This window comes from Segatella albensis DSM 11370 = JCM 12258, from assembly GCF_000426565.1.
In the GTDB taxonomy this organism is placed as follows: Bacteria; Bacteroidota; Bacteroidia; order Bacteroidales; family Bacteroidaceae; genus Prevotella; species Prevotella albensis.
Genome location: NZ_AUFP01000024.1, coordinates 1 through 24,144 on the forward strand (window position 1 = coordinate 1; position 24,144 = coordinate 24,144).

Annotated in this window: 13 protein-coding genes and 2 tRNA genes; 8 read left to right on the plus strand and 7 right to left on the minus strand. The window is 43.2% G+C overall.

The window, feature by feature from the left end:
• Positions 1 to 1,321 precede the first annotated feature (1,321 nt).
• Complete coding sequence (locus K333_RS12730) at positions 1,322 to 3,094, plus strand: alpha/beta hydrolase-fold protein (protein ID WP_024990651.1); 1,773 nt, start codon at positions 1,322 to 1,324, stop codon at positions 3,092 to 3,094.
• A gap of 89 nt (positions 3,095 to 3,183) precedes the next feature.
• Here the strand turns inward: K333_RS12730 and K333_RS0109105 are convergent, their stop codons facing one another.
• Together K333_RS0109105 and K333_RS0109110 are read right to left on the minus strand one after the other, a co-directional pair.
• Positions 3,184 to 4,671 (minus strand): TolB family protein, encoded by a 1,488-nt coding sequence (locus K333_RS0109105; RefSeq protein WP_051230924.1) that lies wholly within the window; start codon positions 4,669 to 4,671, stop codon positions 3,184 to 3,186.
• A 6-nt stretch (positions 4,672 to 4,677) separates the two neighbouring features.
• Positions 4,678 to 6,087: a DUF6057 family protein gene (locus tag K333_RS0109110; RefSeq protein WP_024990649.1), complete on the minus strand. Its 1,410-nt coding sequence runs from the start codon at positions 6,085 to 6,087 to the stop codon at positions 4,678 to 4,680.
• 146 nt (positions 6,088 to 6,233) lie between these two features.
• Between K333_RS0109110 and K333_RS13570 the strand changes: the two genes are divergently transcribed.
• Both K333_RS13570 and rpe read left to right on the plus strand, forming a co-directional pair.
• The gene (locus tag K333_RS13570) at positions 6,234 to 6,359 is read left to right on the plus strand and encodes a hypothetical protein (RefSeq protein WP_262498692.1); all 126 of its coding nucleotides are present in this window, start codon (positions 6,234 to 6,236) and stop codon (positions 6,357 to 6,359) included.
• 17 nt (positions 6,360 to 6,376) lie between these two features.
• Positions 6,377 to 7,033: a ribulose-phosphate 3-epimerase gene (gene rpe, locus K333_RS0109115; RefSeq protein WP_024990648.1), complete on the plus strand. Its 657-nt coding sequence runs from the start codon at positions 6,377 to 6,379 to the stop codon at positions 7,031 to 7,033.
• Here rpe and K333_RS0109120 read toward each other — a convergent pair.
• Positions 7,030 to 7,626 (minus strand): sigma-70 family RNA polymerase sigma factor, encoded by a 597-nt coding sequence (locus tag K333_RS0109120; protein ID WP_024990647.1) that lies wholly within the window; start codon positions 7,624 to 7,626, stop codon positions 7,030 to 7,032. The genes rpe and K333_RS0109120 overlap by 4 nt on opposite strands.
• A 185-nt stretch (positions 7,627 to 7,811) precedes the next feature.
• Between K333_RS0109120 and K333_RS0109125 the strand changes: the two genes are divergently transcribed.
• On the plus strand, positions 7,812 to 9,533 hold the full coding sequence (locus K333_RS0109125; protein WP_027452601.1) for a SulP family inorganic anion transporter: 1,722 nt from the start codon (positions 7,812 to 7,814) through the stop codon (positions 9,531 to 9,533).
• A 474-nt stretch (positions 9,534 to 10,007) separates the two neighbouring features.
• On the opposite strand, the gene K333_RS0109130 is transcribed toward K333_RS0109125, so the two are convergent.
• The 3 genes from K333_RS0109130 to K333_RS0109140 form a co-directional block, all read right to left on the minus strand.
• Positions 10,008 to 13,871 carry a hybrid sensor histidine kinase/response regulator transcription factor gene (locus K333_RS0109130; protein WP_027452602.1) on the minus strand — a complete coding sequence of 1,288 codons (3,864 nt, stop codon included), beginning with the start codon at positions 13,869 to 13,871 and terminating at the stop codon, positions 10,008 to 10,010.
• 268 nt (positions 13,872 to 14,139) lie between these two features.
• A complete protein-coding gene (locus K333_RS0109135) occupies positions 14,140 to 16,626 on the minus strand; it encodes a DUF5686 family protein (RefSeq protein ID WP_036889151.1) in 2,487 nt (828 codons plus the stop codon).
• Between the two features lie 360 nt (positions 16,627 to 16,986).
• Positions 16,987 to 19,191 (minus strand): sodium-translocating pyrophosphatase, encoded by a 2,205-nt coding sequence (locus tag K333_RS0109140; protein WP_024990646.1) that lies wholly within the window; start codon positions 19,189 to 19,191, stop codon positions 16,987 to 16,989.
• Positions 19,192 to 19,566: 375 nt separating this feature from the next.
• Between K333_RS0109140 and K333_RS0109145 the strand changes: the two genes are divergently transcribed.
• The 4 genes from K333_RS0109145 to K333_RS0109160 all read left to right on the plus strand — a co-directional run bounded on the left by K333_RS0109145 (position 19,567) and on the right by K333_RS0109160 (position 20,579).
• Positions 19,567 to 19,875, plus strand: a complete 309-nt coding sequence (locus tag K333_RS0109145; protein ID WP_024990714.1) for a hypothetical protein — start codon at positions 19,567 to 19,569, stop codon at positions 19,873 to 19,875.
• 140 nt (positions 19,876 to 20,015) lie between these two features.
• Entirely contained in the window at positions 20,016 to 20,207 is a 192-nt protein-coding gene (locus K333_RS13215; protein ID WP_024990713.1) for a hypothetical protein, read from the plus strand.
• 164 nt (positions 20,208 to 20,371) lie between these two features.
• Positions 20,372 to 20,446: transfer RNA gene (locus K333_RS0109155), tRNA-Val, on the plus strand.
• Positions 20,447 to 20,497: 51 nt separating this feature from the next.
• Positions 20,498 to 20,579: transfer RNA gene (locus K333_RS0109160), tRNA-Tyr, on the plus strand.
• A 152-nt stretch (positions 20,580 to 20,731) separates the two neighbouring features.
• On the opposite strand, the gene K333_RS12265 is transcribed toward K333_RS0109160, so the two are convergent.
• The gene (locus K333_RS12265) at positions 20,732 to 22,234 is read right to left on the minus strand and encodes a family 43 glycosylhydrolase (protein WP_238314579.1); all 1,503 of its coding nucleotides are present in this window, start codon (positions 22,232 to 22,234) and stop codon (positions 20,732 to 20,734) included.
• Between the last annotated feature and the right edge of the window lie 1,910 nt (positions 22,235 to 24,144).

Consider the following 24,144-nt stretch of genomic DNA (forward strand, 5'->3'; position numbering starts at 1 on the left):
TATCTAGATATATACAACACGGGGAGACACAAAGGTGCTCGTTGAGATGCTATTATATATCTAGATATAATCATATCTTACTATACATATTCCCTGGGGGAATACCTTTCTGATAACCTCTCCGAGGTGTTCTCGCAGCTAGGTATATCGTCTATTCCCCGGAGGGGATGCCTCTGTGATAACCGAGGGTCGCGGAGCGTACCCTCGGAGAAGGAAGACTGCAAACCTCATAGCACCCCGGAGGGGTACACGAGCTGTGATAGGTGCAGGACGGGCACGCCCTCCGGGGTGCACTCACACAGGCCATCATACATGCCGAGGGTCTGCTCCGCAACCCCCGGTTATCTCAGCGACAACCCCTCCGGGGTGTGAGGTATGCGCATAATATACTTCTCGATATACTGGAGAGCGTGATGTACTCTGTCTCCGAGCTATGTCCGTCATCCTGCGCATACCCATCATATACCTCTATTATATATAGTTATTACATGTCCGTCGTATCTCTCAATATATCCGTAACCATTATATAGTATATAGTTATACATATCCCCTGGGGGAATACCTTTCTGATAACCTCTCCGAGGTGTTCTCGCAGTTAGGTATATCGTCTATTCCCCGGAGGGGATGCCTCTGTGATAACCGGGGGTCGCGATAGCGTACCCTCGGAGAAGGAAGAGAGCATACTAATATAGCACCCCAGAGGGGTACACGAGCTGTGATAGGTGCAGGACGGGCACACCCTCCGGGGTGCACTCACAGCGGCGCATCGGATATACCGAGGGTACGTTGTGCAACCCTCGGTTATCTCAGCGACAACCCCTCCGGGGTATGAGGTATGCGCATGATGCGTATCTATGCTTCATGTGTACTGGAGGCTAAGCTATAGGGCGATATGTATATGCGTCTCGGTGTATTGGAGCGTGATGTATAGAGTATCACAGCTGTGTTCTGTGATAAGTAACTTTATACAGATTTATTCTCTTTTAACTTATTTTATATTAGCAATACACATCTTCCCATTTCTTCGATGACATCGATAACGCAAATATTGACGTACAGATGAGTCGAAAAATGACAGATGACAATTATTTTTTTTCTAAATACGCAACTTGGAATCAGAGCGTTAAGAACGCTTATGATGTAACACCAATTTTTACACAATCTGTAAAACTATTTTAAAAAAAACGTTTAAAGGAGCATAAGAGATAATTTGTCTTAATTTTTTTGTACATCATTTGCATTTCTAAGAATAGGAACGTACTTTTGTGTCGATATTAGCCCATAAATGCGAAATAAAATAAACGTACAACTATAAAAATATATGATGAAAAACTGGATTAATAAGCAATCGATGATGACTATGACGCTTCTCGTGTCGTTGTCGGCATCTGCTCAAACCATCTGTAATGACAATGGGACGGTAACATTCAATTATCACAATGCTCAGGCTAAGAAGGTGGCCGTAGATGTTCAATTCGCAGGAAAACATGACATGACGTTCGACAAGAAAACCGGTATTTGGTCGGTAACGCTGGGACCTGCGGCTCCTGATATGTATCCATATCATTTCGAGGTGGATGGCTTGAGCATCATGGACCCTCTGTGTAAGGATTATTTCCCTAACGAAGGCTTCAAGAACAGTTTACTGGAGATGAAGTCGAATAAGGGGAAACTCGCTCACGATATTTTGCCTGTCGGTCACGGCCGTATAGAATATATCCATTATTATTCTAAGAACTTAGGTGCTACGAATAATGCGATCGTTTATACCCCTAGTGGCTACTATGACGAGGCAAACAAAGATAAGAAATACCCTGTGTTCTATCTCATTAGTGGTACTACCGATACTGAGGAGGTATATTATAAGGTGGGACGCATGAACTATATCTTGGATAATCTCATCGCTGAGGGTAAGGCTCAGGAGATGATCATCGTGCTACCTTATGGAAATCCTACGAAACTGAAGGATAAGGTACCTGCGGATGCTAGGGCACAAGGTGACCTCTTCAGCAACGATTTGAACGATGACTTGATGCCTTATATCGAGGCTAATTATCGTACCATCAACGATGCTGACCATCGTGCCATAGGTGGTTTCTCTCGTGGTGGCAACCAGGCTCTCTACAATGGTCTGCGCCATCTCGACAAATTCTCTTATCTCTGTTCTTATAGTTCGTTTACTTCTACTGATATCCCTGATGTTTATGAGCAGGCTGACAGTACCAACAGTAAAATCAATTTGCTATGGTTGGGCGTAGGTACTGATGATTTCCTCTACGGCACAGCACGCGACTATATGGAATTCCTCGACAAGCATGGTATCAGAGCGGCTAAGACTTTCACTTATGATAAATTCGGACATACATGGATGAATGCTAAGTACTTCTTGGCCAAGACTTTACCGCTTCTCTTCAACAAGAAAGCTTCAAGACTGGCTATGGAATATACCGTTCCTACTCGTAAGGCTACGGGAAAAGAGAAACCTTTCAACTTGGAGGTCATGTCTCGGTTGTTCCCTAAACCTATCGTCTCACCGGAATATGGAGATGATCATTCTGTAACTTTCCGCATCAAAGCTCCTGAGGCACAAGAGGTTCATGTAAACTTGATTGCTGATGGGGAAAACAAGAGTCTGAAGATGACGAAAGATACTACGGGTGTGTGGAGCGTTACGACAAAACTCGAAAATATCAAGTTGCCTGAAACTCTTGACAAGGCTGTAACGCATCATGCATATTACAAGTATTTCTTCGATGTTGACGGTATGCACGTCGTTGACCCTAACGATATGTATTTGGCTGATGACAACGAGGAGAAATATAGTATCGCCCTAAATCCTGATGATGAATACTATGAGCCGAATATGGGCGATATTGCTTATGGTAAGGTCGTCGTTGACCCTAACAACAATACGGCTACATATTATCCTGCCAATAAATACTGGAAGGCCGGCGAGGCTCCACGCCGTATCGTCCTCAATGGTACGGAACCTATTCAGGGTATGACACGACTGGGCGGTATCGCTTCCGTGGCTGATAGGTTGTTGGCAAATGGCGCCGAACCGTTTATCATCACGGTAAGAGGTAATCTATAGGCTTCACAAAAATTAACTATATAATCTTATGCCCCGATAGGATGGTTTTTCCGCTTATCGGGGTTTTTATTTGGAATGATATGTGCTTCCTATTTTCGGGACACTTTCGTTGCAACACGCTCTGGTCGCATGATTTCACAACCTGTATCATAACAATCTATCTTGGCAGGCTTTGATGCAAAATCCGGAGTATTATAAGAATAAAGCGAACGGGCATAATAGCGTTTGGCATCACGCTGAGGAAGAAGAAACGGCTTCGTGGCACGTCCCTTGTCGTCGATCGAAGAAAGATAAATGCGAGTGTAATGGTCGTCATCCCTTCGACTGGTGAACAAGAACCAACGACTGTTTGCCGTCCAAGCGTGTAAACTCTCACTATGACGACTGTTTACTTCATGTAATGGATGCGACTGCATGGTTCGGAGGTCGAGTAGATAAAGGTCAGCTTCCGGATGCCAAACACTGAAATACCCATAATCCATCTGTGTATACATCACATAACGACCATCATATGATGGACGTGGCCATGTGATACTCTTGCCCATGGCAGAGGCGCAAACCAGCGTATCTACGGGGCCTACGAACCGACCTTTCGATGCATCAAAAGCGATACGACAGAGGTCATAACGCTCCTTGTCATAGTTGTCCGGATAGGTTTGGCGGTGGGCTGATGTAAAATAAAGCCACTTACCATCACCCGAAAAGGCTGGACAATTTTCTGCATTCAATGGCGTCATCGTGGTCGTATCACAAAGTATCGTATGTGTGGCCACATTGTATACAAAGATGTCTGAGGAGGAATCGTAAACCTCTACACGACGTGCCTTGGAGAAATGGAACATCTGTGACGTTTTGTTCGTGGAGAATGCGCAATAGCGACCTGAGGGATGCCAACTGGGATAGACCATAGACCCACCGAGTTCTGCATTTTTGGCTTGCAACACTTCCGATTTTCCATCATGATGAATGTAAGTACAACCATTTTCGCCTCGAACATGAAATACATATTGGTCGGGATGGGTCGTGTTGGGCGTATGACAGTTTACGCACATACCTCCTACCTCGGTATTGACGAGTAAGGCACGCTCTTCAAAGTTGGAAAGATTGCGCTCATAGATGCCCATGTCGCTATAACTTTCGTAGCTTGGGGCTATTCGTCGATAGGTGATACCCCAATCGCCTAAGCCATAACGACTTACATAGATTGGAAATTCTCGAAATTTAAGCCAGTGGCCTTCACGCTCTGCATATACCGTGACACGAAGCGAACTGCCCTTGTTGATACTTACCAGATGATGCCATTCGTCGACATCGAAATCTGCATAATTACCCTCGGACTGTATGTCGCCACCCTGTAGTCCCTTGATTTCTACGTAGATTTTAGAATAGTTATCATCGGCCATGGAGAAATCGAGTGGCGCTATACTATCGGGTATCGTCACCCCAATATAGTCTGGATAAATTACAGGAAGTTTATCGACATCTTGTGCATTCTCGGGAACCGTATCACAAGAAACAAGTAATCCCAGACATATACTTAAAAGGAATATATGTAATATTTTCTGAATCTTCATCATCTTCATTTAATAGAAAAACATATCGGGGGTTGTCTTGTAGAACCGTTGCATCGGTCCATATACCGGATGACGACCGACAAGTTGCGGATTGGCGACCATCGGAGAAAGGCTCTCTGCCCATAACCGATAATATAATGTAGACGCTAATAGTCGTATATATTTATCTGCAACCTTACTCTGCCCGGTAACGATACTGGCCTCGACGAGCCACTTAAAAGCATGTGCGCTCTTATTATAATTCGGTATCGACTCCATCGCGTCAAAGGCTGCTCGCTGGGCCATGTTCACGAATCCCGCATCCATATATACGTTGGCTATCACGAAAGGTATGGAACGGAATTGAGGTTGCTGTCCCGTCTTTACGAGAAACTGCAAATATTGTTCTTTGTCTATAGCTTGTACATGGTACATTGCAATCATGGTAACAACCTGAGCAGAAAGTGTTTGCGACGGACGATTAGAGTTTTGTTTAAGGATTCCCTGCCAATCATGATGACACATCATCATGTCGTAACGAATGTCGTCGACTTTCTCGGTATCGCGGGTAACAGGGACAAGGAAAGCAAAAACGATGAGCAAGCCTAAAGATAATACGAACATACGAACATTCGTTGATGAGGGAATCTTGTCGCCGGAGAACAACCGGTTACGGATTAGGGGACTGATCATAACCAGTAAGACAACGACACAGTATATATAAATAGATATCATATTCTGTGAAGGTTCATAGGCGAGTCCTTCGCCCTTACTCATACTATGTGCGGGATAATCAAGCCACAACGGTATAATGGTCAAAAGTAATCCGCATATCAACAACGTCAAGATAACAGACATGATGCGAGAGGATAAGGATTTCTGACGGAATACATAGAGCTGAGCGATCATAGCGAAAGGAATGGTGACCACACCCGTTACCCATAGCATCATCGGAAGGGTAACAAGCAGATAGATTTCTGCATATATTCTTTTGGAAGGAATGAACAATAACAAAAGGTCACCCACAAGGAACGTGATGGGCAGTGCCATCGTATATTCACAGTTTTGCATGAGGAGCATGAGATATAATGAAGGGACCATGGACAAAGCGAAAAGGCTCTGACGACCATCGAATAGGCGTTTCATCACAAGCCATGACAGATATTGTATCAAACCGAACACAAGAGTATAGACGAAAGCCCCGACAGTCAGATTAAAAGCAAACTGACTAACAAACTCGCCCGTATATCTGGCAATTCCACATGGCATGACCAACCGCTCGAGAAAATATTCGCGGTCGAAAAGAAACATCTGCCACTCCTCATGACGGAATAATACGTAAGAGGCCACAAAGCGCCAATAAACAAATACAGACAGCATGAAAACTATTGCCTGCAGTATTGTCCACTTTTGATAGGTCGTTATTTTAGTTTTATTCATGTTATTAGTTTATGTCAACGCATGCAAAGTTAAAGAAAAAATACGAAATAGAGATAAAAAAGAAGAAAAAAAAGGAATCGGATAAAATAAACCTCCAACCAAAACGTTATTAGATTGTTAACAATAATAATTAGAAGATTTCGCCTATGAAGTATTTTACTCCTGAAGAAATGAAACCATCTGAGAAAACGCTGGAGTTGATTCGCAGAATCGCCCGCACATGCAACTTGATGAAAAAATCAGGTAAAGACGGAGTCCTCTGCCTGAACTAATTATCACTCAGAAAAAGATGAATACTATTATCTCTCCTTCTCTCCTTTCAGCTGATTTCCTCGACTTGAAAGGAGAAATTGATATGATCAACCGTAGCGAGGCTGACTGGTTGCACTTGGACGTGATGGATGGCGAATTTGTGCCTAACATCTCGTTCGGATTCCCTGTCCTCGAAGCTGTAGCCAAAGCTTGTAAGAAGAAACTTGATGTACACTATATGGTTGTCCACCCAGAGCGATGGATAGAGAAGACCGCCCAACTTGGTGCTATGATGATGAATGTACATTATGAAGCTTGTACCCATCTTCATCGTACAATCCAACAGATTCATGCTGCCGGTATGAAAGCTGGGGTAACGCTGAATCCTTCCACTCCGGTAAGTGTACTCGAAGATATTATCGGCGACGTCGACATGGTACTGTTGATGAGCGTAAACCCTGGATTCGGTGGACAGAAGTTCATTGAAAATACCATCAAGAAGACGGAGCGCCTGAAGAAGATGATAGCGGAGAACCATTGTCATACACTCATCGAGGTAGACGGTGGCGTACAGGCCGAGACAGCTCCGCGATTGGTAAAGGCTGGAGTAAACGTATTAGTGAGCGGAAGTTATATCTTTAAGAGTACAGACCCCGTCAGCACAATCCATGCCTTGAAGGAACTTCATCCTTAAACCATCTCTAGATTGATGTTATTCTCACGTGCCATCTTGCGCATGTTGAGAATAGCATAACGCATACGCCCCAAACTGGTGTTTATACTTACATTTGTAAGTTCGGCAATTTCCTTAAAACTCAGGTCTTGATAATAGCGCATATATACCACCTCACGTTGTACCGGAGGAAGGAGATTCATCATCTTACGCACATCGTCCCTCACCTGACAGTTAACGTAATCCATCTCGATATTGCCCAGAACGGCATCGTTGCCTCCAATCTGCGAAAGATCGTTGTCTTGTGCTGTTTCAATAATATGTTTGCCACGGTTGTCGCGATACATATCCATGATGATGTTATGGGCTATGCGCATACACCAAGCACAGAATTTACCGTTAGGACTATATTTGCCTTGCTGAAGACGCATGATGATCTTGACGAAGGTATCTTGAAAGACATCATCAGCGATTTCATGGTCTCTGACCACAAACATAATATACTGAAACAATTTTGATTGATTGCGGGAAAGCAACAGATCAAAAGCCTGATTATTACCATGGACATACGACATCGCAAGCTGCTCGTCGGTCATCTCTTCAATATTCTTCATATTATAATGTATTGATTCTTGAAGTAAAGGTCTAATCTATAGGCTTTCTTATTATAAATTATACAATTTGCTACTTATATGCAGCAAAGATAGGGATTTTTGAGGAATAATGCAAATTTTTAACTAAAAAATGATTACCTTTGCACAATATTTTTGATAATACTTAATCCTTTTTTGTTTTTAAGATGACAACATTTGAAGTCAAGCCCCAGTTGTGGAGCTCATTGAAGAATTACAATCGTAAAAATTTTATGTCCGACTTGTTGGCAGGAATCATCGTAGGCATCGTAGCCTTGCCTCTTGCCATTGCCTTCGGCATCGCCTCGGGTGTGACCCCCGAGAAGGGTATCATTACAGCCATCGTGGCAGGTCTTATCGTGTCTCTCTTTGGTGGTAGTAAGGTTCAGATCGGTGGACCGACAGGCGCCTTTATCGTTATTATATATGGTATTATCCAACAGTACGGAATGGAAGGACTCACCATCGCGACCCTGATGGCTGGAGCTTTTCTGATTTTATTCAGTCTACTCCATTTGGGTACAATTATCAAATACATCCCCTATCCTATTGTTGTAGGATTCACAAGTGGTATTGCGGTCACCATTTTCACAACACAGGTGAAGGATCTCTTAGGATTAAGCATAGACAAGGTTCCTTCTGACTTTACAGAGAAATGGATTTGCTATTTCCAACATTTCGGTACCATCGACCTTTGGTGTGCCATCATCGGTATCGCCAGCGTGGTACTCATCGCGCTATGGCCTAAATTCACCAAGTTATCGATTATCGACCAGCACATCGGTTGGCTCAAGAGAATACCTGGTTCGCTTATCGCTATCATCGTGATGACTATCGCAGTCTTACTTCTGAAGAGCTATGCTGGAATAACAACAATAGAAACCATCGGCGACAGATTTACCATTAGCAACGAGATGCCTGATGCTGCGGTACCTAACATGAATTGGGATGTCATCAAGTCGCTCGTATCGCCGGCCATCACAATTGCTGTCCTTGGAGCTATCGAATCTTTACTTTCTGCTACCGTTGCCGATGGTGTGATTGGTGCGCATCATAATTCCAATACCGAGTTGATGGCACAGGGTATCGCTAATATCGCATCACCTCTTTTCGGTGGAATCCCTGCCACAGGAGCCATCGCCCGTACAATGACAAATATAAACAACGGCGGTAAGACTCCAATCTCCGGAATCATCCATGCAGCCGTATTGTTGCTCATCTTCCTGTTTTTGATGCCATTGGCCAAATATATCCCTATGGCTTGTCTTGCAGGAGTTCTGGTCATCGTAAGTTATGGTATGTGTGGATGGCGTTCGTTCATGAGCATTATGAAAAATCCCAAAAGCGACATCCTCGTACTCTGGGTAACATTTCTGCTGACGATCATCTTCGACCTTACCGTTGCCATCGAGGTGGGATTGGTTTGTGCCTGCCTACTCTTTATGCGCCGTATGGCAGAGACAACGGATGTAAAGGTGATTTATGGCGAGATAAATCCTGACGAAGAGACACCGGAATTTGAGTTGGGCAACTTGGAGCATCTAATCATCCCAAAGGGCGTCGAAGTGTATGAGATCAATGGGCCATACTTCTTTGGAGCAGGAAATAAATTCGAAGAGATCATGTCTGGCATCGGCGATCATCCGAAGGTGAGAATCATCCGAATGAGGAAGGTTCCTTTCATCGATTCTACCGGTATCCACAACTTGACCAACCTCTGTTCTCTCAGCAAGAGCAATGGCATTGAGGTTGTACTTTCTGGTGTCAACGAGAAGGTATTGGTTTCTCTACACAAAGCAGGTTTCAAAGAGATGCTCGGAGAAGAGAACATATGCAAGCATATCAGTTTAGCTTTGGAACGAGCTAATCAGATTCTTGACGAGAAATAAACATAAAAGGGGATGTATCAGATAAATACATCCCCCTCAAATCCTGCTATCCTTAATAAATCTTTCGATTCTTAAAAAAAGATTGTGTGCGAACACAGAAAATTGACACATATCAAGAAAACCTTTAAAAATCAGTAATTTAAAAAGAAATCTATTGTCATTTCAGAAATACTATATATCTTTGCAACATCAAAAGGTTAATAGATTGTTTAGGTTAGTAGTAATAAATTTAGGTTTTTAGTTATTAGGTTTTAAGATTGTGATTAACAAAATAGGTTTTAGAAGGTAATAGATTGTTAGAAACAAGGATAATAAAGGATAACGTGCGAAGGGTCGCACTTTCTTTTGAAACTTATATCACAAAGAAATAGAGCTGCAGAGAAGTGATTCCCTGCAGTTTTTTTATGCTTATAATTCATCCCCCCTACTCATTTATATCATATAAATGAGTTTACTGATTTGAACCATATGCAATTATTCTTGCTTTTTCGCCTTCTCTGCATATTCTGATGGCGACATACCATAGTATTTTTTGAAAAGGGTCGAGAAATGCGGCAGACTGTTGAAGCCTACGGCATAAGCTATCTGACTGATGTTTACTTTGTTTTCACGGATTAGTCGTGCAGCTTGTTTCAGGCGAATGTTTCGGATAAAGTCACTTGTGGCAATGCCCGTGATCTGTTTCATCTTACGATGTAGCTGTACACGACTCAAACCTATATCATTGGCCAACTGTTCTACACCATATCTGGAATCTGTATAATGTGCATTCACAGATTCGGTAATTCTATCCATGAGCACCTTATCATTATCGGTCATCTCTACATTATCGATCTTGGCATCCTGAGTCTGCATCCCCGAAAACTTACCTCTTAATCGTCTGATATTATTGATAAGGTTGTCTATCGTTATGTGCAATTCGTTGATACTGAAAGGTTTGGCGATGAAGGCGTCTGCGCCACATTCCAATCCATGCAGACGATCCTCTACTTCTGCCTTTGAGGTAAGCAATATCACAGGCACATCACTTATATTCGGATTTTGTTTCACACTCTTCAATAGTGTGATACCATCCATCTCCGGCATCATCACGTCTGATACTAATAAGTCGTAGTTATCATTCAACAAGGCTGTCAGGGCATCGCGTCCATTGTTCACGACATTTACGCTATACCATGCCCCCAGCTCTGTCTTCACATATCTTGCAATCTCCACATCATCGTCGGCAACCAATATCTTACAATCTCTATGCGATACGCCTTTTCCCATCGGTTTCGTTTCAACACTTTGCTTTTCTATCTGTTCCTCCGTAAGATGATCACATCCCCGCAACAGGGTTATCGTAAATCGTGTTCCGCGTTGTCCATCAGCCCTAGAACCAGCCTTGATCGTTCCATGATGCATTTCTACAAGTTGCTTACATAGGTTCAAGCCGATACCGGTTCCGCCTACATGATAACCTCTGGAGTTTGTTCCTTGATAGAACCGGTCAAAGATTAATGAATACTCAGAATCTTCCATTCCTACTCCATTATCTTCTATCGAGATAACGACATTCTTCTCTTGTTGCTCTATATCTATGACGACCTCACCACCATCAAAGGTATACTTCACGGCATTTGACAGAAGATTGCTGACCACCTTCTCAAAGTTAACTCGGTCTACCCATACTTCTACTTGTGGGTTGTTGCTATGTACAATTAACGAGATATTTCTTTCTATGGCATGATACTGATACAAAGAGACGATACCCTTGCACAACTGTACCATATCCGTCGAGGCACAATGTATCTGCATCTGTTTCATATCTATCTTCCGCACATCGAGTATTTGATTGACTAGCATGAGCATGCGCTCAGCATTTCGCTCGATGATATTGATATAACGCTTTCCCTCATCATCTGTGACGAGACTCTTCAACTTGGTCAAAGGGCCCATGATGAGGGTAAGCGGGGAACGAATGTCATGGGTGGCGTTGATGAGGAATTTCATCTTCTGCTCTTCGTAATCTATCTGTAATCGACGTTGTTTGTAACGATAGAAACCTAACACGATGCATACACAGATTAGTAAATAGAAGACCTTGGCCATCGTCGAAGCATACCATGGCGCCTCGACATATATCTCAAAGGTCTTCACGGCAGAATATTGACCGTTGATAAGAGCTCTTACTTCAATGGTATAGGCGCCTGGACGCATCTTATTGAAAGTAAAGGAGTTATTACCTTCTATAGCAGAGTTCCACAGACTATCTTTATCCATCCTGTACTGATAAGTGACATGCTCGGGATGATTGTAATCCAACGTTGAGAGTTCAAAGGTAAACCCGTTGCTGCCCGCAGGGACATTAAACTTATTTTCTCGGAAATCGAGTGCCTTGTCGTCTACCATGAATCTGACGAGATATACAGGCGCTTTATCCTTGTGCCCCATCTTCAAAAGGTCTGGGTCGAAGACTACCGCTCCCTTATCCGTACCAAAAGCCAGTCGACCGTCTTTCAGCGTGACAGCGGCATCTTGGATATACTGGTTAGCCTCCAGTCCATTACCTTGCAAGAAACTCTCGAAGGTCTTCACCTTCTCATCATAATGCCATATTCCCCTAGAGGTACTCAGCCACGGCTCGCCATGCTTATCGATGATGATACTATAGATCTGCAAATCTTCCAGTTCTTCAGATTCATTCATCCTTCCCACCCGATTCGTCTTCCGGTTGAAATAGAAGAGTCCATCGTTACACCCTATGATGATATTACCTACTCTATCTTCACAAGTGGCATATACGAGATGATGCTTCAAAATATTCGTCCATCCATATCGAAGGAAAGAATCTTTTCGAGGGTCATAACAGCTCACGCCATCAGCAGTAGAGACCCATACCAATCCCTGTCTGTCGATCATAATATGCTGAATCCAACAATTATTCAATCTGTCGCGTCCCTTCCCCTCGATAGTGATAAGTCGTGTATGCATCGTCTTCAGGTCGAGGATGCCCAAAGCATTACCGATAAGATTAAAATAGAGTTTATCATTCTTACTGTCTACCGCCAGATGTGCCGTTTCAAAATTACTATTCGAGAACACCTGACGATATTGTCCGATTGGGGTATATTGCCAGATCTGTTTACCGCCGCAAGCCCAATACCGGCCCTTATCATCGCATACCATACTGTTTACCGTCATGCCCTCGCCACCATTGTTCACGATATTTCCCAATCTGTTGAAGGCATAGATGCCATCATTGAAGACGGCGCCAAGCAATCCATCATGATAAGGAGCAATAGCGGAGAGCAGACTACCCTGAGGCATACCTTCATCTTCTACCGTCCAGAAACCAAACACGTCATTATGTACAGAGAGTTTATACACTCCCGTCTGATAACAACTAATCCAGAGATTTCCTTGTCTGTCTTCACACACATTGTTCACTGTAGACTTGCTCATCACAGGCATCTGATTGAGGACCACGGGTACTGCCTTTCTGGTACCTTTATAAATTACAAAGACACCATGGCCACGCGAACCGATATAGATATCCCCGCGATTCGTTTTCGACACACATCTTATCGGAGCGCCTTTCATCGCCGTCAGGTCGAAACCCGCATCAACGAAACGATCTGTTTTCTTGTCATATCTCAGTATACCGTTGGTACAGAGTACCAGTAGGTTATCATCGGCTGTCTTAACATAGTCTATCACCTGCCCTTTGGATGTAGGATAGACCTTGGAAGAAGTTCCCTTCCGCGATTTTCTGTAGCTGATAGCTATCGGCATATAACTAGAAGTCCATAGTCGACCACTATTGTCCACCATCAGCGCATTCACGAAGCTGGCGCCATCCACCTTTGCTTCTTTCAGATATCGGCTCATCTTACCATTCTTATATTCGAAGACACCGAATCCTGCAGTTCCTATCAGGATACCACCATCAGATTTCTCGTATAAACAACTGATATGTATTTTCTCATGAATCGGGAGGGCGATCTTCTCGAAATCGTCCGTGGCATAATTATATCGGCACACGCCACTTCCTGTTCCTATCCATAACTCGTGATTCTTAGATACCAGCATCGTAATCACATCTATACCACAGAGTGAACGCGGGTCTTTTGCCGAATGTGTGTAACTTCTGAAATGATAACCGTCATAACAGTTCAAACCATTCTCGGTACCAATCCAGATAAAGCCATACTTATCTTGTACTACGCATAGAGTACGACTGCTCGACAATTTATCGGTACCATAGATAATGCCACTCTTAGCATGCAAAGAAGTCGTCAGACCGCCCAAGAGAAGCAAGGCGATAGATATTAGGATAGTTAAAGGTTTGTTTTTCATTTGGTGTTATTGCTCTATTCCGTATATATTCCTGGCACAAAGGTAATCATTTTTTATCAAATACACCTCATAAGCTATTACTTTATTACCACTTATCACATTTTCATGCCGTTTGTCCCAATTTTCTGGTTATATTTATGGCTATACGTATCTTTGCATCATCCAGATAAAGACATTATAAGTTGAAAATCTGTGGTGGGCTCGATTCTAACAACCCTCGGTGTGATCAAATACTTAGGCTGATTTCCCTGAAAAGGTTCAAAAAAACTTAGAATGACATTTTGAATCCAAATCGTATGCCCCAACGACTCTTACAAGTTTCGAGATACGTAAGTCGACGAACATAGACCACAGAGAAGAACTTTAGGATGTTGTGTACTCCTGCTACAACCTCCCAATAAGGTTGATTCGTCATCAACTTCGAAGCCTTCGGAAATTTATACAGCATAGGGTCTTCGAGGTTCTCTTGCAGGAATGGATTATTCTTATTTGTAAGCGTTCCCCACATCCCTTTGATGCCAATGATCTCGCGCCATTTCAACTGTCTGATGATTGGAATGCGGTTCAGGACCTTGCCATTCAAATCCCAATGGACAGCCCAGAAAACTTGGCGGTCGTTTAGGAATTCCCAGTCTCTCATGAGATTAAATGAGGTTTCATGCTCAAAGAAGCTCAGATTAATTGGGGGTAACAGAAGCATTGGGAAGGGAACTTTATTCCATTGTGCCTTTGCGTTTGCGTTCACGTCGAGATGTCCCCACGACCCTAACCATTGACGCTTATAGAATCCTATCGTCGTGATATTACTATGAAACTGTCCACCTAGAAGATGGTCGAACCCCACCGTATGACTTACGAAATATCGAGGCGAATCTAAGTTTATGGGCAGTCGTTGTTGCTTGGTGTTGATATAGGTGACACCAGGATTATATGTGATGCCTATCGTCGCATCGGTCATACGAATTTTCTTTACCTCTTCCCCATCCAACCGATAATAATGCAGGTTGCCTGCCGTCTGGTTCACTTGCCGTTGCAGACTGAGATTATAACGGAGCCCCCAATCGGTTTCATAGTTCAGCGACAATCTTTGCCGATTATAGAAAAACATCTGGTCTTGAGTGGCTGCGCGAAATGTCATGAAGATATTATCCTTGTTGTGTACCAGATTCTTATCTGATGGCGACATAACATCATAGGTACTCTCGAAGACGATGTTACGCTGTGGAAACTCGAATGGTGACGCCTTCTTCTTATTCAAGGCATAGGTAATCTCCGAACCGTAATACCATTTCTTACTCTTCGTGCCATAGGCGGCATATCCATCCCAGAACCAATGCGGATTGAGAGCAGCCATCGTCCTTCCTGCAATTCGCAGACGAATATCGTCGATATAGTTCCTACTCAGGAAGGTATTCACAGGACCTATATCAAACTTGCTGCTATCGCTCGTCTCTACGTAGTTTTCCATCAACACGCGAACACCGGAGATAATCCATTTCCAACCTTTGGAATTCTCCATACGATGAATGAAATCGCCCATGGAAGCCTCGCTACGGGTAAGCGACACCCCTCGGTATTTGTCCCAAAAGGCCTCGTCTCGGTTCAGCGCCTCTGCATCATGTCGCACCTTGGCCTTGCCTCGGAACAGATGGCCGGGAAGTTCATCAAAGGCGTAGTCAGAAAGTCGTGTATTCCGTACCACCAACAAATCCTGCAGTAGGTCGTTGGCATGGATTTCCGCGACCATATCGTCCTTGGTAAGCACCCATTCGCCGTTAGGTAACTGACTGAACTCTTGTTCTATCTTCATGTCATCGATCCAATTCACATCACTCTTCTTCGGGATGTAGAGATTGCATTTCTTCACATGTAGAGTGGTATCTGCCACCACATAGAGTTCTCCACGGAATCCAAAATCTTGTTGGTTTGCTGGGATAAACTGGAGATGAAAACATAAGTCACGATCTACATAGACGGTGTCTTCGATATAGAAATGATAGAATGATATGGCCGTCTTGCCAATAGGCGACACAAAAGGAAACTGCATCAACCTAACATAATCATCATAAATGTCTACATCGGTAAAGTATTCTTTCAGCATGGAGTTGAGCATCTCTCCCGTCTGTATTACCTTGCCGATGCCGTTACTCCGCTGACCTTTGATGATATCTTTCTCGTCACGTGGTGTCCGACGATAGATGTGCTGGGTAAGAGTTTCATCCACAGATACGGGCAACGTGAGTTTGCCGTTATACGGGGAACGCTCCACCTGGTCGAGAAGATAAGGTCTACGGGTAAAGAAACTACTCTGAAGTTGTTCAGGCTTCAAGTCGTTAAAGGCGAACATGATCTTCTGATACTTGTCATATTGATAGTAGTCGTGATTTTCTAATCTGGTATGCTTCTTGGCTGCTATCACACGCCGCATGAGTTCTACGGCGGGATTATCCTTACGGCGATAACGTTGCCGCGAAGACTTCACGACAACCTCATTCAGGCGATGACTATCCTCCCTGAGTTTGATTTCCAAAGTTTTGGTTTCCGCCCCAACTTTGATATTCTGTTGCTTGTATCCCATACATGTTATCGTGAGCACACTACCGGGATACAACTTGATTGTAAAATTTCCGTCTATATCGCTGGAGGTTCTGATATTCAACCCCCTATAACCTATGTTAGCATGCGGAATGGCATATCCTTCCTCGTCGATGACACGTCCGGATACCATCTCCTGAGCATAGACACTCGAAAACATCGAGAATACTAATAGCAATATATATATAACTCTCTTCAATATTAGGTCTGTATTATTGGGTGATGGTAAGTTGTACTATGATAGCACAAAGGTATATATATTAATGTAAAAAACGAAAAACTTTTGGGATATTTTAGAATTTTCTTTATATTTTACGAATCATACGGCATTATGTGTCGATGGATTGTCTGAAACGTGGTGTTTTGGTCTACACACAAATTAAGGAGATGATCGAAATCTCTATTCTAATCACCTCCTCGTAGAGAGTTTTCTAACTTAATCAATTAACCTAATAAAATCTACTAAATCTTTTTAATTACTATATCATTTTATCTGTAAGTTGTAATACTCTTTTCTGTTTTACATACACGCTACGGTCAAACCGGCCATCACGATGCTTACCATCGACATCAACTTGATAAGTATGTTCAGACTCGGTCCAGACGTGTCTTTGAAAGGATCGCCTACGGTATCACCAACGATCGTAGCTTTATGGGCAAATGAGCCCTTGCCACCAAAATGACCTTCTTCGACCATCTTCTTGGCATTGTCCCAAGCACCTCCGGCATTAGCCATGAATATCGCTAACGTGAAACCTGATGCCAAACCGCCTACCAGCAATCCGAGAACTCCGGCCACACCGAGCACACAGCCTACGACAACGGGGATGATGATGGCAAGGAAAGCAGGAAGTATCATCTCGTGCTGAGCGGCCTTGGTCGAGATTTCCACACAACGACTATAGTCTGGCGTAGCCTTTCCTTCGAGTATCCCCGCAATGGTCTTAAACTGTCTACGAACTTCTACCACCATTTTACCGGCAGCGCGTCCGACGGCTTCCATCGTAAGTCCGCAAAACAGAAAGGCTGCCATGGCGCCAATGAAGGCTCCGACGAGTACACGCGGATTCATCAAGGTAACTTGGAAGAAATTCATGAAGTCTGGCATTGTTGCTTGGGTTGGATCAAACACATTTCCGGCAGCATCCACGAACTGTTCGCCACTGGATACGGCTCGTGCCATAGCAATTTTGATTTCTTCCACATAACTGGCCAACAATGCCAATGCAGTAAGAGCGGCCGAACCAATGGCAAATCCCTTACCCGTAGCAGCTGTCGTATTGCCCAACGCATCCAAGGTGTCGGTACGATGACGCACATCCTCGCCCAGACTACTCATCTCGGCATTACCTCCGGCATTGTCTGCTATCGGACCGTAGGCATCTGTGGCCAACGTGATGCCCAACGTAGAGAGCATACCTACGGCAGCGATACCGATGCCATAGAGTCCATACGATATACTTTCGGCACTTAGCGACATATCAAAGCCATTACCACAGAGATAACTCAGTATGATGGCGACACCTATCGTGAGCACAGGTATACAAGTAGACATCATTCCCGTACCAATACCTTTGATGATTACAGTCGCAGAACCCGTAAGTCCTGCTTCAGCAATCTTCTGTGTTGGTCTGTAACTCAACGAAGTATAATATTCGGTAGACTGCCCGATAATGACTCCGGCCACAAGTCCGCTGATAACAGAGAACGACAATCCCAACCAATTTTCGATGCCTAACAAGTAGAGGATGGCAAAAGTTACCAGAGCTATCAATATGGCACTCGTATTGGTACCCCAAGCGAGGGAGCGCAACAGACCTGTCATCGATGAGCCTTCGCGCGTTCTGACCAGGAAGATACCTAATATCGAGAGGAAGATGCCTACGGCAGCAATAATCATCGGAGCAATGACGGCCTTAATCTGTAGGTCGTCATTCATGGCAAAGGCTGTTGCGCCCAAGGCAGCCGTGGAAAGTATCGATCCACAATAACTTTCGTACAGGTCGGCGCCCATACCGGCAACATCACCCACGTTATCACCTACATTGTCGGCTATCGTAGCTGGGTTACGCGGATCGTCCTCAGGAATATCCGCCTCCACCTTACCAACAATATCGGCGCCAACATCGGCAGCCTTAGTATAAATGCCCCCGCCTACACGGGCAAAGAGAGCTTGTGTAGAGGCTCCCATGCCAAAAGTAAGCATCGTGGTCGTGATGGTGACAAGAGCCATCTCTGTACCTTCGTACACCCAGTTGAGTATGATGAACCACAGAGCTATGTCGAGAAGTCCGAACCCCACGACGACAAGTCCCATCACAGCACCCGAACGGAAAGCAACATTGAGTCCACCGTCAAGACCTTTACGACATGCGTTTGCTGTACGACCGGAGGCATACGTGGCCGTCTTCATACCGAAAAATCCCGCCAATCCTGAAAAGAATCCACCCGTAAGGAAGGCAAACGGTACCCAAGGGTTTTGCACCTTCATGACATAAGCCATAAAAGCGAATATAACAGCCAGAGCCACAAAGACATAGAGTACCACCTTATATTGTTGCTTAAGATATGCCATAGCTCCCTCACGCACATATCGTGCAATCTCTATCATGCGAGGAGTTCCCTCTTCGGTCTTCATCATGCTACGGAAAAATATCCATGCCATTGCAAGAGCCATAACCGAAGCTACCGGCACAAGCCAAAATACGATAGGAATATTTGTCATAAGGTACTAGTTATTAAGATGTTTAACGATTTCGGGTGCAAGATAATAAAAAAAGCGACAAGTTGTTCTTCTTTCTTACGTTTTTTATCTAAAAAAATGTTTATTTGTCGCTTGTAAGTCTTTGAATCATAGGTATTATCATAATTTTGGTTCAACGAATAATACTTATATGTTCTTATATTTATATATAAATGTATTTGTATTATATATTACTAATAAAACTATCTATTCGTGATGAAATAGTTAACCGCCCTCTACCACACATCAATTTTACATCAGATAAAACAAAAACTTACGGAAATCATTTCTCCAACGGAATATTTTCGTAACTTTGCCCACATCACATTTTTAAATAGAAGAAACTCAAGGATAATAATGAAAAAGGTCATATTTGCAACTATCGCGACTTTCCTATTACCTTTCGTCGCCAAAGCCACAGAATATGGAGATTCTTTAAAAATAACAATACCGCAACGGAAAGATTCCGTAGAGCCCAGAAAAGAGATAACCTTTGTCGGTATACCAATATTCCTGTCTGGTATTATTGCCAAGGGCGAGAAGAAGTCGTTTCGTCAGAACACCAAGGATAACAAGCATACCTTGGTAACAGACTTTAAAACTAACATCGACAACTACACCCAATTTTTCGGTCCTGCTCTCGCCACGGGTTTCCGACGTACTTAGTGGTGCTGGCATAGGTATTCTTTCTACCGAGTTGGGGTATTCTTTGAGCGATCTGATCTTCAAGAAGAAGGGATTATTACGAAACGACATCAGCAGCCACAAGAACATCATAGACCACCCCCTCATTCTTCTCCGTCTCCATGGGTGGCGGATTCGGTTTCTCAAAAATGGATTTCAATCTGGAGAAGTTAAATATACAGTTTGATGATTACCACAACGAGGATAAAATCCTGAATCTAAGGTTTGGCGCATCAACAGCTGTCGGCGTCGAAGGTGCTTATTTTCTAAACAAGCACATCGGCATCGGTGGATCTTTCGTGATTTCATTTTGACAGCAGACTATTGAAAACATCGTACGCGCGCGTATATAAATAAGGTGAGAATCATATCATATAAAAAAAAGCAACAACTAAACCGATTTTTCAGAAAAAAGAACATAAAATATTTGGTAGTATCAAACAAAATGACTACCTTTGCAATCGCTTTCCAAGAGGAAGGGCGTTTAGCTCAGTTGGTTTAGAGCATCTGCCTTACAAGCAGAGGGTCGGCGGTTCGAATCCGTCAACGCCCACATATCAAGTCTGATTTAGAGCTTCCAACAATACTATTTTGGATTTGATACGGGTAGTTTCCAGAGTGGCCAAATGGGGCAGACTGTAAATCTGCTGCTTCTAGCTTCGGTGGTTCGAATCCATCACTACCCACAACATACATTCATAGAATTACGCGACTCGTATCGAGTCGCTTTTTTTATGCCATAAAGCACAAGTCCTTTATCTTCTTAAAATAAAAACCCTGAGGTTTTTAACCTCAGGGTCTATTATTTTATCGCATCGTGATTATTTCACCAAAATCATCATTTGATGAACTTCCAGTAATCTAGACGAACATCTCCATTGACTTCTGAAAAACAGATGTACAAATCGTGTACTCCACCAATCTTCTTCACACGTGTAAGGAAGTCGCGATAGTTCTCTACACTTCTGGTACTGTCAAGGCGGAATCGACCGATCACCTGACCATCACGCTTGTCGAGTCGCAAGGTAACGACACAGCCATCCTTTTCATTTGCATCACCCTTCACGGCAGCATTGAGCAAGAACTTCTTGGCACCCTTGCCAAAGTCAACACCACGCAAACGAATATACTTTCCGTCACCAAGATTGTACACATACATATTCCGCTTGCCCGTAGACAAAGGCATATCAGCCACAACACCCGTATTCTCGATGCCCATCTTAGCACTTTTCAGTCCATAACCCCAAGCCATCGTCTCAGCCTCTACCCTACGATAAGGGTTAAGCCACTGAAGTTGTTTCAACGGCTTCTGATCGAGCCAATAAGGAACCTCCTGAATCGTACCATCCGCATTATAATGGATTTCGGCAGCCGACACACTACGACGCTCGTGATGAACAAATGTATCGAGATGCATCAAGTCATAACTCTGACCGAACACATAAGAATGCCCTTTATAGTCGACAATACCAGGGTGGTTACCACGGTCACGATGTGTAGGGCGCATGATATAACCCATACTCTTCCACGGCCCCGTAGGACTGTCACTCATGGCATATCCCAAAGCCTCGGGACAACAAGTGCTGGCAAACCCCAGATAATAATGTCCTTGACGCTTATAGAACCACGGTCCCTCCTGATAATTCTCAATATGCGGAAGTTTCACCACATCCCCCTTCAAAGAGGTCATATCATCCCCAAGTTTGGCATAGAAAGTATATGGATTACCCCAGTAGAGATAAGCCTGTCCATCATCATCAGTATACACACTCGGATCAATATCATACCAGTTACTCTTATCCCAGACAAGCGGTTTTCCCAATGGATCACGATAAGGACCATATGGTGAATCGCTCACAAGAACTCCGATGCCATGCCCATGAAGAGGCGCATAAAGATAATACTTTCCATTGCGCTCCACCGTCTGTATGGCCCATGCACCATTCTCCCTACTACGCCAAGAAAAATCCTTGAGCGAAGCCACAGCACCATGCTCCGTCCAGTTCACCATATCGGTGGTACTCCAGAGCAACCAATCGTACATAAAGAACCCAGCAGAATTTTTCTCATTCTCATCAGGGATATCTTCAGGCGATGCATCATGCGAAGTAAAAAGGAAAAGCGTATCTCCCACGACAAGAGGGGAAGGGTCTGCTGTATACTTTGTTTGGAAGAGTGGCATATTCATCAGTCTGTCATCTTCCTTGAGGTAGCGCTGCAAATTGATAGAGTCGCGGCGCAACTGTGCAGAAATTTCTTCCTGACTCATCTGTGGTATCTGTGCCGAGGCCATGGCAGCCAACGAGATAGAAGCCATGAGAAGTATATTTCTCTTTTTCATGTTGTAGGTCATAATAAATTTGTTTAGAATTATTCCATGCAAAGATACAACATTTCTAAGTAACATACTTACGCAATCGTTACATATCGTTTATTAGACGTAACAACTCGCAGAAAATCCTCTTCTAAAAACCTCGTAAGTTTACGTGAATAGGTATGTAGCCCTACGCAGTTTATTGTTCATCCTGTTGGTTCTTGGGTTCATACTCCATAGAGTATATGGTAGTAATAAACTAGCTCGTAGTTGATTTGAATACCGACTTCAGCTCTTCATGACACCAAGAGTTACAATAATTGAGTTTTTTAATTACCCTTACAACGCATATGAATTCAAGCGACAAATGCAATTTCACAATATCTTTTCGAAAGATATACTAATAAACTATGATGCTGACCTTCAATGCCTATACTATCATCAATTATTAAAGAAGATCAATTCTCTTGCAAAACATAATATAAAACATTCTGCAGATCATCTCAAGGAACACTGGATACTGTTATCAGAATTATCTACAACACAAAATACAGTATCAATATGCCCACAAAAGTAATTCCCCAGTTTTACCATGTGAAATAAAAATTCCACATGGTAGAACTCTCCCATAGTCCCATCTCATACCAGTAAATAGATATTCAAAGACCACAAATTGTAAGAGCAATAATAATTATCTTTTTCATGATATAAAAATCATAATCAATAAAAATAAAGACAAGGAAGTAAACATACAGCAATATATAAGATTACGTTTTGTCCTATCAATCAGATAGAATATTATACTCGACAAGTTTATGATTCCCAAAAGAATATAACCAGCATAGTTATAGCCTGAGAGTTCAATCTTTGAAATAAACATACAATAAATCAGCAACAGGAAAATATTACTTTTTGTGAGAATATCCCCATATTATACAGCCAAATCCTACAACGGGAGGGTAACGATCAAACTATCGATGTTAGGCATCGTCCTAGTAGGTTGATTCTACTTATAAAAAACTGATTAACTGATTAACTGATTAATTGATTAATTGATTACAAGAAATGCTTTTTTCGTTATATGATGTCAGCGTATTGGAAGACAAGAGTCTTTTAATTTTATTGTCATCTGTCATTTTTCGACTCACTACACCTCACCTTTTGCGTTGTCGATGTCATCGATGAAATTGGAAGATGTGTATTGCTAATATAAAATAAGTTAAAAGAAAATAAATCTGTATAAAGTTACTTATCACAGAACACAGCTGTGATACTTTATACATCACGCTCCAATACACCGAGACGCATGTACATATCGCCCTATAGCTTAGCCTCCAGTACACATGAAGCATAGATACACATCATGCGCACACCCCATACCCCGAAGAGGTTGTCGCTGCAATAACCAGGGGTTGCACAACGTACCCTCGGTATGTATAATGGTCTGTGTGAGTGCACCCCGGAGGGTGTGCCCGTCCTGCACCTATCACAGCTCGTGTACCCCTCTGGGGTGCTATATTAGTATGCTCTCTTCCTTCTCCGAGGGTACGCTCCGCGACCCCCGGTTATCTCAGAGGTATCCCCTCCGGGGATTAGACGATACACCTAACTGCGAGAACACCTCGGAGAGGTTATCAGAAAGGTATCCCCAGGGGATATGTATAACTATATACTATATATAATTATTATAATGGTTACGGATATATTGAGAGATACGACGGACATGTAATAACTATATATAATAGAGGTATATGATGGGTATGCGCAGGATGACGGACGTAGCTCGGAGACAGAGTACATCACGCTCTCCAGTATATCGAGAAGTATATTATGCGCACACCCCATACCCCGGAGGGGTTGCCGCTGCGATAACCGGGGGTTGCGGAGCAGACCCTCGGCATGTATAATGGTCTGTGTGAGTGCACCCCGAAGAGCGT